16 protein-coding genes are annotated in these 13,621 nt (G+C 60.9%); 7 read left to right on the forward strand and 9 right to left on the reverse strand.

All coding sequences use genetic code 11. The features are described 5' to 3' along the window. Positions 1-98: 98 nt before the first annotated feature. Together CLM60_RS20730 and CLM60_RS20735 are read left to right on the forward strand one after the other, a co-directional pair. Positions 99-935 (forward strand): hypothetical protein, encoded by an 837-nt coding sequence (locus CLM60_RS20730; RefSeq protein WP_141246520.1) that lies wholly within the window; start codon positions 99-101, stop codon positions 933-935. Between the two features lie 49 nt (positions 936-984). Further along, positions 985-1,221: a hypothetical protein gene (locus CLM60_RS20735; RefSeq protein ID WP_141246521.1), complete on the forward strand. Its 237-nt coding sequence runs from the start codon at positions 985-987 to the stop codon at positions 1,219-1,221. 11 nt (positions 1,222-1,232) lie between these two features. Here CLM60_RS20735 and CLM60_RS13275 read toward each other — a convergent pair whose 3' ends face one another. The 8 genes from CLM60_RS13275 to CLM60_RS13310 all read right to left on the reverse strand — a co-directional run bounded on the left by CLM60_RS13275 (position 1,233) and on the right by CLM60_RS13310 (position 7,900). Next, complete coding sequence (locus tag CLM60_RS13275) at positions 1,233-1,457, reverse strand: hypothetical protein (protein ID WP_141246522.1); 225 nt, start codon at positions 1,455-1,457, stop codon at positions 1,233-1,235. A 23-nt stretch (positions 1,458-1,480) separates the two neighbouring features. Continuing rightward, the gene (locus CLM60_RS13280; protein WP_095589626.1) at positions 1,481-2,845 is read right to left on the reverse strand and encodes a relaxase/mobilization nuclease domain-containing protein; all 1,365 of its coding nucleotides are present in this window, start codon (positions 2,843-2,845) and stop codon (positions 1,481-1,483) included. Next, positions 2,842-3,249, reverse strand: a complete 408-nt coding sequence (locus tag CLM60_RS13285) for a hypothetical protein (protein WP_176473876.1) — start codon at positions 3,247-3,249, stop codon at positions 2,842-2,844. Before CLM60_RS13285 ends, CLM60_RS13280 begins: the two co-directional genes overlap by 4 nt. A 167-nt stretch (positions 3,250-3,416) precedes the next feature. Next, positions 3,417-4,106: a hypothetical protein gene (locus CLM60_RS13290; RefSeq protein WP_176473877.1), complete on the reverse strand. Its 690-nt coding sequence runs from the start codon at positions 4,104-4,106 to the stop codon at positions 3,417-3,419. Between the two features lie 156 nt (positions 4,107-4,262). Further along, complete coding sequence (locus tag CLM60_RS13295) at positions 4,263-4,826, reverse strand: DUF4202 domain-containing protein (RefSeq protein WP_095589628.1); 564 nt, start codon at positions 4,824-4,826, stop codon at positions 4,263-4,265. Positions 4,827-4,852: 26 nt separating this feature from the next. After that, positions 4,853-5,728 (reverse strand): NAD-dependent epimerase/dehydratase family protein, encoded by an 876-nt coding sequence (locus CLM60_RS13300; protein ID WP_095589629.1) that lies wholly within the window; start codon positions 5,726-5,728, stop codon positions 4,853-4,855. Then, on the reverse strand, positions 5,725-6,531 hold the full coding sequence (locus CLM60_RS13305; RefSeq protein ID WP_245848410.1) for a glycosyltransferase: 807 nt from the start codon (positions 6,529-6,531) through the stop codon (positions 5,725-5,727). Before CLM60_RS13305 ends, CLM60_RS13300 begins: the two co-directional genes overlap by 4 nt. A gap of 151 nt (positions 6,532-6,682) precedes the next feature. Continuing rightward, positions 6,683-7,900 carry an NAD-dependent epimerase/dehydratase family protein gene (locus tag CLM60_RS13310; RefSeq protein WP_095589631.1) on the reverse strand — a complete coding sequence of 406 codons (1,218 nt, stop codon included), beginning with the start codon at positions 7,898-7,900 and terminating at the stop codon, positions 6,683-6,685. Positions 7,901-8,129: 229 nt separating this feature from the next. On the opposite strand from CLM60_RS13310, the gene CLM60_RS13315 reads away from it, so the two are divergent. From CLM60_RS13315 to CLM60_RS13325, 3 genes are all read left to right on the forward strand, one after another. Beyond that, a complete protein-coding gene (locus CLM60_RS13315; protein WP_095589632.1) occupies positions 8,130-9,755 on the forward strand; it encodes a tetrathionate reductase family octaheme c-type cytochrome in 1,626 nt (541 codons plus the stop codon). Continuing rightward, positions 9,748-10,407: a cytochrome b/b6 domain-containing protein gene (locus CLM60_RS13320; protein WP_095589633.1), complete on the forward strand. Its 660-nt coding sequence runs from the start codon at positions 9,748-9,750 to the stop codon at positions 10,405-10,407. The genes CLM60_RS13315 and CLM60_RS13320 overlap by 8 nt, the downstream gene beginning before the upstream one ends. Before the next feature lie 388 nt (positions 10,408-10,795). Then, the gene (locus tag CLM60_RS13325; protein WP_095590696.1) at positions 10,796-11,212 is read left to right on the forward strand and encodes a c-type cytochrome; all 417 of its coding nucleotides are present in this window, start codon (positions 10,796-10,798) and stop codon (positions 11,210-11,212) included. A 5-nt stretch (positions 11,213-11,217) separates the two neighbouring features. Here the strand turns inward: CLM60_RS13325 and mnmA are convergent, their stop codons facing one another. Then, the gene (mnmA, locus tag CLM60_RS13330) at positions 11,218-12,363 is read right to left on the reverse strand and encodes a tRNA 2-thiouridine(34) synthase MnmA (protein ID WP_095590697.1); all 1,146 of its coding nucleotides are present in this window, start codon (positions 12,361-12,363) and stop codon (positions 11,218-11,220) included. 125 nt (positions 12,364-12,488) lie between these two features. Between mnmA and sciP the strand changes: the two genes are divergently transcribed. Both sciP and ctrA read left to right on the forward strand, forming a co-directional pair. After that, positions 12,489-12,767, forward strand: coding sequence for a CtrA inhibitor SciP (sciP, locus tag CLM60_RS13335; protein WP_095589634.1), 279 nt, complete (start codon positions 12,489-12,491; stop codon positions 12,765-12,767). A 95-nt stretch (positions 12,768-12,862) separates the two neighbouring features. Then, positions 12,863-13,576: a response regulator transcription factor CtrA gene (gene ctrA, locus CLM60_RS13340; protein WP_095589635.1), complete on the forward strand. Its 714-nt coding sequence runs from the start codon at positions 12,863-12,865 to the stop codon at positions 13,574-13,576. Positions 13,577-13,621 lie beyond the last annotated feature (45 nt).

The following is a 13,621-nucleotide window of genomic DNA, read 5'->3' on the forward strand; positions in this document are numbered from 1 at the left end:
GAAGCGCCGCTGAAACATGCGGCGCTTTAGATTTTTGATTGAGTCGGCCTTCGTGGTTGATATGGTGAAAGAATTATCTGTCTTGAGGGGGCAACCCAATGATTTATGGCACAAATTGCTCGGAAGACCTTTCAAGAAGAGCGTTCTTGCTGTCTGGAACGGCGGCTATTTTAGCCAACAGCAATGCAGCTTATGCGCAGGATGTAGACTTTTCGGGCGTAGTTGCTGAAACGCTTGATGAAGCCGCCTCGGTCTTAGGGTTTGCCATCAACATAGAGGTCGCCGCCATCGACGCGGAACTGCCAAATTTCGTTGCTGCGGACTATTTCAGTCGGAGAAGTACGTTCCTTCGACTGCGAAATGCTGGCATCAATCTAGAAAACTACGATGCCTATGCCTCCGAGCTTTCAGAGCTTGGCCCTTCGATTGCACAAACAGAATTTGATCAAGAGGCGCTAGGTACTCTCCGGCTAGTCGCAGAGCAATTGGTCGATGAAGGCCTGGAGCTTTTGCCAGAACCTGAATCGGTTGAGCCGATATCCGTTCCATCACTTCCCCCTGAGCCGGAAGACGACGACAATAATCTAAAGGTTATTATCGATATCCTCGCTGAAGGCTTTGGTATTGGTAACTCTAGCCTTCTGGTGTCTTTTGTTGAAGATCGACCGGAATTACGAGATGCATTTACCTCCCTCGCACAGTTGATATCTAACCAAGACTGGCAAGCAGTGGCGGAATTGCTTGAAATTATTTTGAGCGGATCAGTTATCCGAGATTTCGTCAACAGTGTGCTTATTGGTGCCTCGCGAAGAACCAAACGTCGTTTCCTACACGCATTGGCGCTTCGCGCAATTCCATTTGTAGGCTGGCTCTATACAATTGCATCCCTGATCATAGCATTCAAAAGCAATTATCATCGTTTTTCGATTGCGTAAGCATACCTAACTTTGCTAGCTTATCCTTTTGTTTAGAAAGGGTAAAATTATGGATAAAGGATTGGTCAAAATTTGGGGCGCTGCTACAGCAGTTGGATTGGGTCACTATGGACTTACGGGGCTTGAAGATGCCCTTGTTTCAATGCAGATCGGCGCAACAGCAATGTTTGGTGCAATTGCTCTCGAAGGCATTAATGGCGTAGGCGAAGCTTTTCAGATACGCAAGCAAGAGCGCTCAAACAAAGCCGACCATGACGACCTTCCGCCGCCTAGTCCGGGTCAATAGAATTCGGTTGTCTAGCCGGGCTCACTGTCATCATCATACCAATCATCGCGGTGCGCCGATGGCTTGAACTTCGGCACAAGTACATCGGGCTTCTTCAAGCGTGCATGGGCCAGCCTTATCGTGAGGCGGAGGGTATCTTCCGCCTTCAACCTGAAATGCTCGCGCAGATCATTGAGAAGATGAGCGTGTTTCTCATCTAAGTTCAGCATGAAGGTTTGTCGTAGTTCTTGTCGCATGGGCGACCTCCTTATCGTTTGGGTTAAAACTCTCGGCCCCGATCATCGCCGCGCCCTCGGGTGCGTTCGCGTTGCCGTTGGCGCTGGCGATCAGCGCCCTGACGACTACGCTCGCGCATCTTCGTCTTGGCTTGCTCTTCGCTTTGGGTTCGTTTGGCGAGGCTAGGGATGTAGCCACGCTTCATGGCGACGTAAGCCGCAATATCCTTTCGGATTTGCATGATTTCCTGGGCGCGGGTCTCGCGCATTTTTCGAACGGCGTCTTGCAGGCGCTGACGCTCATCGAGCTGGCGCGCCACCAGCTTGTCTTTTTCGGTGCGGTCACGTTGCCATGAGCGCAGGGCTTCCATCTCGTTCTGATCTTTGATCTTTGAAAGCTTGCCCGTAAGGCGGCTCCAGATACCGCTGAATCCCTTCGGCAGACGCGCTGCACGCGCCAGTTGTTCGCGCTTCTCGCGCTCGGCAATGCGGGCATATTCGGCTTTGCGTTCTTCGCCGTGATGCGCCTTCATTTGCTGGCGCTTGTGCTCGATAGCAGGCGAGGCGCGCTTATAGCCGTCATCGACCTCTTGAATGTAGGTCTTGAGCGTCTCGGTCATGCGGCTGGCGATATGGGCTTTGGTGTCTTGAACACTCGGCAGGAAGTCGGCATCTGGGATGCGCTCGCGCACATCCTTGGCCTTCACGCCAGACCAGCGCGAGAGCGAGAACGTCTCGCCGCGTATATCGACCGCAACCACACCGCGACGATCTCCTTGCGCGAGGAAGAAGCCTTTTTCTTCCAGCGCGGCTTTCAGGGCATCGGTGCCGTCAGAGTTCTTCCAGCATTCTTGAATAGCCGCCTTGATGAGCTTTGGGTCTTGCTTGGAGCGCTGCGCTTGTTGCCATTCGCTCCGCGAATAGTTCAGCGGATTGCGCATGGAGCGGTCGATCATGCCCTTCGGCATCTCCCAACCATGCTCAAGGTAGAGGTCGCGCGACACGTCCATGAGCTTTTGCTTGTAAAAGCTCATGTTCTTCGCCCGCATCTCATCGGTATCGATGCGGCTCCAGACGGCATGGGCATGTCGCCGTCCGTCCTTTTCATGAAAAACCAGGGCACGGGCATGTTCTTCCAGTTCGAGCTTGCGCTCGATCTGAGAGACAGCTCGCTCGAAATCTTCGCGGCTGACTTGCGCCCCTTCGGGCGGGTTCAGGCTCATGGAGAACAGGTGCTTCTTGCACTTGGTCTGACCCGCAATGGCATCCAGCTCTTCGAAGGCCTCGTTCAGATCATCGCTGACGAAGCCGCGCATATCGTGAAGCTCGACATGCTCGTTATCTCGCATTGAGAGCAGGTAGTTTGCGAGTTGGCGGGCGTTCCCTCGTTCTTTGGCCTTCAGGATCATGGCTGCCCTCCTTCTTTGAGGGCACGTATCAGCGCATCGCGCATGTCCTTCACAGCGCGGCAGGCATCTTGAATCTCGGATTCAGTTTCAGGTGTCACGGGCAGAGCGCCCATGTTCACCGCTTTGGCAAGCTGGTTCAGGTTCTGCGACAGGCGGCTTTTACCGAGATCGCCCAAAGCGCGGCCCACGGCCTGCCCGTTGGCGGAACCATTCGACTTGCGTGGGACTCCAGTGCGCGCCTCATCGAACAATACGGCCTTGATGTACGCGCCAAGAGGTTCGCCCGCCGCCATCTTTGTAAGCGTGGACTTTTCCTCGAAGCTCAGACGCAGCGAGAAGGGGGCATCCCGTTTCTTGGGGGAGGCAGCTGCTACCGCATTGAAATCACGTTCCGAAATGCTCATCACCGCACCCCGGATCGTTGTCTTGGGTTATGGTGTTGGAGTTTTCAATTGCGCGGAGATGGCGCTCCCACTCTTCAAGAACGTCGAACAGAGAGTTCGAACATTCTCCTACAGAGCGCGCCAAATTCCCTCGATCTCTCTTTGGTTGGCCTTGGATCGCGGCGCGTTTACCCGGTGCTTTGCCGCTGTGCGTCCTTGATCATGCCGTCCAGCGTCTTGATCATCTTGTTGTAGAGTTCCAGCCGTTTGATCGCGGGTTTGTTCAGCTTTTCAAACCCCTTGAGCGTACTTTCCAACGAGGTCTGTATCTGCCGGCCCAGCGGCATCACGCTCAGCTTCAGGTCAAGCCAGACCGGCTCGACCTTGGTCTTGATCAGCGGAAGCCGCATCAATGCGTTCAGACCCTTGTCCAGCGTGACAAGCTGCGCATTCATCTTCTTCGCGGCGGCCATTTGAGGGATGACCCTGTACCAGGTCTCCATCATCTTGGCGTGCCGCTGCAGAAGAATGTCGCGCGCGCCGACCATGTTGCCGCGCAATCGCTCCAGATCCTCCAGCGTCGGTTGCGTCCGTATAAGGTTCTTCAGGTCGTTCCAGCTGAAGCCGGGCAGATCGACGATCAGGCTGCCGTTTCGGGTGGCCGAGGCGAATTGGGCCACATTCGTCGAAATCGTCTTCATCTTGGCGATTTCTTTCTTCAGCGGGCTGCCCAGTATTGCCGCGCGCAACTCGTCCGCATCGGGTTCCCCCTTGGCCTGGCCCGAAAGGGCCCGGGATGCTTTCGAGATCTTTGAGATCGATTTATCAATTTTCTTGTAATAGCTACGATACTTCTTGATCTGAACAAGTATTTTCAATCCGGACATATCAACGCGGCCCCACGCCGGGCCGCCCTTATCTAAAGAAAAGAATATTGTCCCAGCCTACGCGATAACCGGCGTGATCGCCATGTCTGTCTGAACGCGAATGGGCGCGGCGTTCAGGGTTCTGTCAGGTGGTCTTGTGGGCCGGTTTCAGTCGATCTGAAACGCCGCGGCCAGATGGTCGGGCATGTCGAATTCGGCCAGCGCGCGGGTGCGGGCCTGGGTTGACATCTTGCGGGCGGTTTTCTGGACGATGTCCAGCACCTTGTCGTCGGGGTGCTTGGCGGCGAAGGGGGCGAAATACCAGGTCAGGAAGGTGAAGCAGATCACATCCTCCAGCGCCTGTACGTCGGCGTCGCGCTTGATGCCTTCCTTGCGGATCATCCGGCCGACTGTTTCTGCATCGTCAACAGTGTACCCGGCTGTTTCCATGATCTGGCCCACGCGGGTGGCGTGATGCCGGGCCAGGTCGCGCCGCCAGGTCAGATAGCCGGTGCGCCCCTCGGGGTAGTCGGCGCGTTTCAGCGTCCAGCGCTCGATATGCTGGCCGCGCGCGGCGATTTTCAACACGTCCGAGGCATCGGGGAAGAGGTGGTCGACCTGCTGGCTCATCCGCTGGCCGTAAAGCTGCGCCTCGGGCTGGCCATCGTCCAGGTTCGGATCGGCGGCATTGGCGGCGTCGATGGCGGCAATGGCGGCGGCAAGATCACCCATGGTCGTATCCCCTTGATTTTCCCCGATCATGGGGCAGGAACGGCGCCGGGTCCAGTCATCAGCGCGGGCAAACTGGACCGCAGGCGCGCCATGCCGCCGGGGCGCCAGCCCAGCGCGTGCATCCGGGTGCAGTCCATGGCGCTGACGGGGGCGTCGGACCGTGCGGGCAGGGGGTGTGTACACCCGGTCTCCCGCGCCACCAGCGCCAGCAGGTCGTGCCGGTCCAGCGTGATATCCGACAGGTTATAGGCGCCTGTGGGCGCGTCCCGGGCGATGCGCACCGCCCGGGCCAGGTCATCCCCGTGCAGCTCGGTCCCCCGGCGGGGGGCGATGGGCTGGCCGGACAGGTAATCCGCGAACAGCCCCGTCCATTTATGCGCCTGACCCGGGCCCGCGGGGCCATAGACCCCGGTGGCGCGCAGGCTGATGGGGGTGAAATCGTGGGCGGCGGCATCGGCAAGCCATTGTTCCGCCTGCCATTTCACTTGGCCATAAAGCGTATCGGGTTTCGGCGGCAGATCCTCGGTCAGGGTCGTGCCGGGCGCATACGCGCCATAGACCGCGCGCGAGGACAGGAAGATCACGCGCGGCACAGCGGCGTCGCGGGCGGCCTGAAACAGCGCGATGCTGCCGTCCAGATTGGCGCGGGTGAACCCTGCCGGGTCGTCGCCCTCGCCTCCGCGATAGCGGCCCGGGACATGGGCAAAGGCGCAATGGATCAGAACGTCATGGCCTTTCAGGTCGGGTGTCTCGCCCAAGCCATAGGGCAGATGCGCCGCGGGACCGGCAAAGGCATCGGGTGTGGTGCGCGACAGAAGCGTGACCCGGTCACCCGCCGCCAGCGCGTCCTGCACAAGAAACCGGCCGACCAGCCCGGTGCCGCCGGTGATGGCGACCCTCATGCCGGGTCGGGCAGGGTGGCCAGCGCCGGCACCGGCCCATCCCCGGCATAGGCGCGCCACAGCTCGATCAGCGGGCGCAGTTGGTCGGCCTTGGCGTGGTCCTGCCACGGTTTTTCATACTGGAAATGCAGCACGTGGATATCGTTCCAGGACCACAGCTCGGGCAGGTTGATCCAGACATATTGCAGCATGTTCATGAACACAGGCAGCCCGTGCCAGTCGGGGAAGAAATCCTGCAGGAAGGTCTGATCGGTGCGCCGCCAGAACGCGCCGGGCGTGTCGAGCCGCGCCAGCATCGCCTCGAACGTGTCGAGCGACGGCCGGGCGGTGAAGACGCCGGAATTCATCCGGTGGAAGTCACCCAGCCCCTCGTACACATTCGGTGCGGCGCAGAACTCGGGGTAATCGAACAGCCGGTCGATATTGCGCAGGACCAGCGTGTCGGCGTCCAGAAACACCACCCGGTCATGCGGCAAAAGCCACAACCGCAGCTTGGCGAAATTGTCGAGCGGCGTGTGAAAGGCGGGTTTTTCGCCCTTGGTGAAGGGGGCCTCGGCATGCAGCTTGTCGCGCGCGTGGGCGGCGTTGAAAGCGTCCGACGTGGGCAGCAGGTCCACGGGGTGCAGCGTGGCGCCAAGCGCCTTCAGCGGGGCAAGGGCGGCGGTGCTGACCCCGCCGGTATGCATCACCACGATCTCGGCTGCGGTGCCGCTCATCAACAGCGACCGCACCAGCGCCCGCGCGCCCAGCGCGAAATCGTCATTGGTGACGAGCGTTACATAGGCATTTGACGACGTCATCATGCGCAGCCCCATCGGAAAGAAGTGAACAGGATCGCGCCCGGCACCGAGGGTGGGCGTATCGCGCCCGCCCTGGGGGGCGGGGCCGGGCGCGATCCGGGGCTGAAGCCCCGGATGGATTGGGTGCCTGCGGAAAGCAACGCCATGATGCAGGCTATGACACGGATTTCAGGCGCTTGCCCTCGGGGTCGGTTTCCACGCGGCCCGCGATATCCTTGGTCCAGGCGCTGACCGCCGGGACGCGCTTGCGGTCGATCCGGTGGGCGAATTTGCGGGCGACCTCGACCACCTCGTCCAGCAGACCCTCTTCCAATGTGATCGGGTTCAGGCCCAGCGCCAGGAAATTGTCATTCTTCACGATCAAATCGTTTTCAGCGGCCTCTTTCCGCGGGTTGGGCAGGAACGCGATTTCCGCCCCGGTCATCTTGGCCACCATCTCGGCCAGGTCGCGCACGCGGTGGGTTTCGGTCATCTGGTTGAAGATCTTCACGCGCGCGCCCGCCGCAGGGGCGTCCGACAGCGCCAGTTCGACACAGCGCACCGTGTCCTGCAGGTGGATGAAGGCGCGGGTCTGGCCGCCGGTGCCATGCACGGTCAGCGGATATCCGATGGCCGCCTGGATCAGGAACCGGTTCAGCACCGTGCCGTAATCGCCGTCATAATCGAAGCGGTTGATCAGCTGCGGATGGCGGCGGGTCTGGTCGGTATGGGTGCCCCAGACGATGCCCTGATGCAGGTCGGTGATCCGCAGCCCGTCATTCTGGGCATAGAACTGGAACAGGATCTGATCCAGCGACTTGGTCATGTGATAGACCGAGCCGGGCCGCGTGGGATACAGGATCTCTTGCCCCTTCTTGCCGGTGGGCGTGTCGATCTCGACATCCAGATACCCCTCGGGGATCGGCGCGCCCACGCTGGAATAGCCGTAAACCCCCATCGTGCCCAGATGCACCAGATGCGCGTCGATGCCGGTTTCGACCATCGCCGTCAGCAGGTTATGCGTCGCGTTGACGTTGTTGTTGACGGTATAGACCTTGTGCCGGTCCGATTTCATCGAATATGGCGCGGCGCGCTGTTCGGCGAAATGCACGATGGCGTCGGGCGCTTCCTCGGCCAGCCACTGGCGCAGGCGTTCGTATTCCTTGGCCAGATCCAGCAGGTGGAAGCCGATCACCTTGCCGGTTTCCTGTTTCCAGATCCGGCAGCGTTCCTGGATGCTGTCCATCGGCGTCAGCGACTGCACGCCCAGTTCGGTGTCGATCCAGCGGCGGCTGAGATTGTCGATGATGTGAACCTCGTGCCCCTGATCGGACAGGTGCAACGCGGTGGGCCATCCACAGAACCCGTCGCCACCCAGGATTGCAATTTTCATTTCTGCTCCTCCAGTCGTGCTGTTGTCCGGTCCGGCGTTTGCCCCTCCGGCCTAAGGGTGGGGCATATGAAAGTCATTTGAAAGTTTTATGTCACCATTCAACCACCGGGGGCGCCAGGTGCGACGCGATGCCCGCCGCAGCGCGCCGATCCGGGCTTGGCAGGGGCGCTCACATTCAATATAGCTTATATTTGGAAGCGCGCTCTTTCCCGGGGGGAGGAGGGCCGGAATGCACTGGAAAACAACGGTCGGCGCCTGTGTGGCGGCGGGCTTTGTCCTGTTGATATCGGGGGCGGCGATGGCCGACACGACCCCCGAAAGCCATCCCACGGCCGATCACAGCAAGTTCGAAGCGCTTAAGCGGGAATTCGCCTCGGGGCCCGAGGTGACGGCGGCCTGCCTGGCCTGTCACACCGAAGCGTCGGACCAGGTCAAGCACTCGATCCACTGGAAATGGGATTACGAACATCCCGATACCGGCCAGAAGCTTGGCAAAAGCTCTGTCATCAACGCGTTTTGCGGCAATGTCGCGTCGAACGAGGCGCGATGCACCTCGTGCCACACCGGCTACGGGTGGGAGGATATGAGCCAGCCCCCGCCGCAAGAGGCCAACGCGGTCGATTGCCTGGTCTGCCATGACACGTCGGGCGAATACACCAAGCTCTCCACCGGCGCGGGCCATCCCCCGATGGAGGCCAAGGGCCAGACGATCACCGGTGCCGATGCCTGGCCCGTCAACCTGTCCAAGGCCGCGCAAAGTGTCGGCGCTCCGGGGCGGGAAAACTGCGGCGGCTGCCATTTCTATGGTGGCGGCGGCGACAATGTGAAACACGGCGATCTGTCCTCGGCGCTGTATGAACCGGCGCGCGACGTGGATGTCCACATGTCCGCCGATGGGCAGAATTTCACCTGCTCCACCTGTCACGTCAGCGAGGATCACGTCTTTGCCGGCAGCCGCTATAACGTGGAAACCCACGACACGCTGGGCACCGGCCTGCCGGGGCACCGGCGGCATGTCGCGACCTGTGAAAGCTGTCACGGCGACACGCCGCACCCGGTGAACCTGAAGGGTGTGAAGCTGAACGATCACACCGACAAGGTGGCGTGCCAGACCTGTCATATCCCGGAATTCGCCCGGGGCGGGGTGGCGACCAAGACGGTCTGGGACTGGTCCACCGCCGGGCGGCTGGATGCCGATGGCAAGCCGATCCACGAAGACGATTTCGTGCAATCCGATGGCAAGCATCTGCACACATACCTGTCGACCAAGGGCGATTTCGAATGGGGCGAGAATGTCGAACCCTATTACGCGTGGTTCGACGGCCAGGTCCGCTATACCCTGCAAAGCGACGAGATCGACCCGACCCAGGTGGTCGAGGTCAACAAGATCACCGGCAGCGCCGAGGATGGTGTCTCGAAGATCTGGCCCTTCAAGCGGATGGTCGGGCGACAGGCTTATGACAGTCAGCTGAACCGGCTGGTCTTCAACCATGTCTGGGGGCCGACGACCGACACCGCCTTCTGGACGAATTTCGACTATGCCAAGTCGATCGAGGCCGGGATGAAAGCCGCGGGCGCCGAATATTCGGGCGAGTTCGGCTTTGTCGACACGTACATGTACTGGCCGATCACCCACATGGTGGCGCCGGCCGAAAACGCCATGGATTGCGCCGAATGCCATGCCGAGGACGGCCGGATGGTGAACCTGGCGGGGATCTATATGCCCGGCACCGACAGCCTGTCCCCGGCGGGGATGCTGGGCCGGGCGCTGGTCGTTCTGACCGCGTTGGGCGTGCTGGGGCATCTGGTGCTGCGGCTCTTTGCCGGGAAATCGAAAGGGGACGATCATGTCTAGGCGCATCGTCAAGGTCTATCCGTTCTTCGAACGTTTCTGGCACTGGGCGCAGGTGGTGCTGATCACCACGCTTCTGGTGACCGGCATGGGGCTGAACGGCTTGCACGGGCTGATCCCCTTTGGCCCGGCGGTGATGCTGCACACGGTGGCCGCACTTGCGCTGCTGGCGCTGTGGATCTTTGCCACGTTCTGGCTGTTCACCACCGGCACCTGGCGGCAGTTCATCCCAAAGATCGACGGCATGCTCAGCGTCGCGCGGTTCTATGCCTGGGGTGTCTTCAAGGGCGAGGAGCACCCCTATCACAAGATCCTGTGGCGCAAGCACAACCCGCTACAGGCCGCGACCTATTTCTTCCTGAAATGGGCGATCTTTCCGGCGATCTGGATCACCGGGCTGATCTATCTGTTCTATGGCGTCTGGGACTGCGGCGCGGGCAGCAGTGGCGTCCTGACGGTGGTGGCCAACCTGCACCTGCTGGCGGCTTACGTGATTGCGGCCTTCATCATCGTGCATGTCTATCTGCTGACCGTCGGCCACGGCTTCCGCGCCCATGTGCGGCCCATGGTGACCGGCTATGACGAGATCGACCTGACGCCGGAACAGGAGGCCTATCTGGAAACCAACGAGCCGGGGCGGATCAAGGCGGGGTAGGGTGCCTGTCGGACACCGCTCATGCGCCCTTATGCGCGGGATCACGGGGCGTCAGCCCCGCCGCGCGGCGCCCGACCGCCCCCCGGGCGGGCGCCTTTCACCGGCGCGCTGATCTTTGCGGAACGATGTGTCTGGCACCATAAAGCGCGCCACTCCGCCGGATCGACGCCCACCCGCGGTCGGGCACCGAGCGGCTATACGCCGATGTCGGCTTTCCCATAAAGCTGTCAGTCACACCAACCTTCGGCACGAACACCGGCCGCCAAGTCCCGGAACGCCTCACGCCCTTCGACCAAAGTCGTAGATGATCGGCCCGCCGCGCTTGATCTGTCTCAAGTGGGGGCCGTCGGCGCAGGCATATCATCGGACCACCATTTCGGAGGTTGCAATGAAACAGATTTCCCACGCCCTTGGCCTTGCCTGCCTGCTGGGCGCCCTGTCACCCGCCCAGGCGGACAGCACGTTCGACAAGATCAAGGTCGAGGCCGGCGAAAAGCTCTATAATTCCGAGTGTCGCAAATGCCATGCGCCCGATGCCGCCGATCCCAGCTATGGCCCGCCGCTGGAAAATGTCGTGGGGCGCGGGGCCGGGACGGTCGAGGGGTATGATTATTCCATCGCGCTCGAGGCGTCGGGCATCGTCTGGACCCCCGCCGCGCTGCGCGCCTGGATGGAGGATAATGATGGCTTCATGCCCGGCACCAAGATGCGCCATATCGGGATCGAAGACCGCACGGTTCAGGATTTCATCCTGGCCTATCTCGAAGCCATCACGTCGCAGGACAACGCCCAAGCGTCGGAGTGACGGGTCTAGTACCCGCGCCAGATCCAGCCGCCGCCCAGGATGCGGCTGCCGCCGGTCTCATAGAACACACAGGCCTGGCCGGGGCTGATCCCCTCTTCGGGGGTCAGCAGCTCGACTTCGGCCTCGGTGTCCGAGAGGGGCCGGATGACCGCCCCGCGCGGGGGGCGGGTCGAGCGTACCTTGACCGACACATGCCATTCGGGCTGGCTGGTCAGGGGCGCATCGCCCAGCCAGTTGATCTCGCGCACCGGGACGGTGCGGGTCGACAGCATCTCTTTCGGGCCGACGACGACCTGTTTGGCATCGACATCCAGCTTGACCACGTAAAGCGGCTCGGCCAGCCCGCCGATGCCCAGCCCCCGGCGCTGGCCGATGGTATAGTGGATCACGCCCTCATGCTCGCCCAGCACGCGGCCATCGGCATGGACGATCTGGCCCGGTTCGGCGGCGCCGGGGCGCAGCTTTTCGATAACGCTGGCATAGTTGCCGTTCGGGACGAAACAGATGTCCTGGCTGTCGGGCTTGTCGGCCACTGCCAGCCCGTATTTCGCCGCCAGCTCCCGCGTCGCGTCCTTTGACGGCAGGTGCCCCAGCGGAAAGCGCAGGAAATCCAGCTGTTCCGGCGTGGTCGAGAACAGGAAATAGCTCTGGTCGCGGTTCGCGTCGGTGGCGCAATGCAGCTCGGGCCCGTTGGTGCCCAGCTTGCGCTGGATGTAATGGCCCGTGGCCATGCAATCGGCATCCAGGTCCTGCGCGGTTTGCAGCAGATCCTTGAACTTCACCCGCTCGTTGCAGCGGATGCAGGGCACCGGCGTGGCGCCCGCCAGATAGCTGTCGGCAAATTCGTCGATCACCGCATCCTTGAAGATGTTCTCGTAATCCAGAACGTAATGGGGAAAGCCCATCTCCTCGGCCACGCGGCGGGCGTCGTGGATGTCGATCCCGGCACAGCACGCGCCCTTTTTCGCCAGCGCCGCGCCGTGATCGTAAAGCTGCAGCGTCACGCCCACCACGTCATAGCCTTCCTCGGCCAGTTGCGCGGCCACCACGGAACTGTCGACGCCACCCGACATGGCGACGACCACACGGGTGTCGGCGGGGGCTTTGGCAAAGCCCAGCGAATTCAGCGCAGGCGCGGTCGGGGTGGTCATCATCGGCTCCTGATGGGAATTGGGTGGGAATATAGGAAAAGTTGAAACACTCTCAAGCCCCGGTTTCATTCCCCGTTAAACATGGGGGCGCAGGCTGATCCTTGCGAGATGTGAGGGGAAAACCGATGTATCTGAAACGAATCGACGGCCCGCGGGCCGTCACGCTGCCCGATGGCAGCACCATGACCCGTGCCGATCTGCCACCCGTAGACACCCGCCGCTGGGTCGCCAGCCGCAAGGCCGCGGTGGTCAAGGGTGTGGTGGCCGGCCTGATCACCGAAGCCGATGCGCTGGCCCGCTACGAGCTGAGCCAGGAGGAGTTCGACAGCTGGAAGCAGGCGATTTTGCAACATGGCCCACAGGCGCTGAAGACCACCACCATTCAAAAATATAGACAACCTTAAATTGTGCCAATACTCTTTCTCACGCAGGTAACGTGTAATTAACCATTATTGCCGAGTGTCGGAATTGACCACGTGTTTAGGAGCGGAGATTGAGTATGCGCATTCTGTTGATCGAGGACGATCCAACCACCTCGAAAAGCATCGAGCTGATGCTGACACACGCCAATCTGAACGTCTATGCGACGGATCTGGGCGAGGATGGCGTCGATCTGGCCAAGATCTATGATTACGACCTGATCCTTCTGGATCTGAACCTGCCCGACATGAGCGGGCACGAGGTTCTGCGCCAATTGCGCCTGGCGCGGGTCGAAACCCCGATCCTGATCCTGTCGGGCGCCGATGATACTGAAAACAAGATCAAGGGGTTCGGCTTCGGCGCCGACGACTATCTGACCAAGCCCTTCCACCGCGAGGAGCTGGTGGCGCGCATCCACGCGATCATCCGCCGGTCCAAGGGCCACGCGCAATCGGTGATCCGCACCGGCGATATCTGTGTCAATCTGGACGCCAAGACCGTGGATGTGGATGGCAAGACCGTGCATCTGACCGGCAAGGAATACCAGATGCTGGAGCTTTTGAGCCTGCGCAAGGGCACGACGCTGACCAAGGAAATGTTCCTGAACCACCTTTATGGCGGCATGGACGAGCCCGAGCTGAAGATCATCGATGTCTTCATCTGCAAGCTGCGCAAGAAGCTCAGCCAGGCCACGGGCGGTGAAAATCACATCGAAACCGTGTGGGGGCGGGGCTATGTGCTGCGCGATCCCGAGCCGGTCGAGATGCCGAACCAGATCGCGCTTGGCGCCTGAGCGCGACATCCTCTGGACCTGATCCGTTCGCCCCAATAGACAGGG

It is taken from the genome of Actibacterium ureilyticum, from assembly GCF_002285435.1.
Classification (GTDB): Bacteria; Pseudomonadota; Alphaproteobacteria; order Rhodobacterales; family Rhodobacteraceae; genus Actibacterium_C; species Actibacterium_C ureilyticum.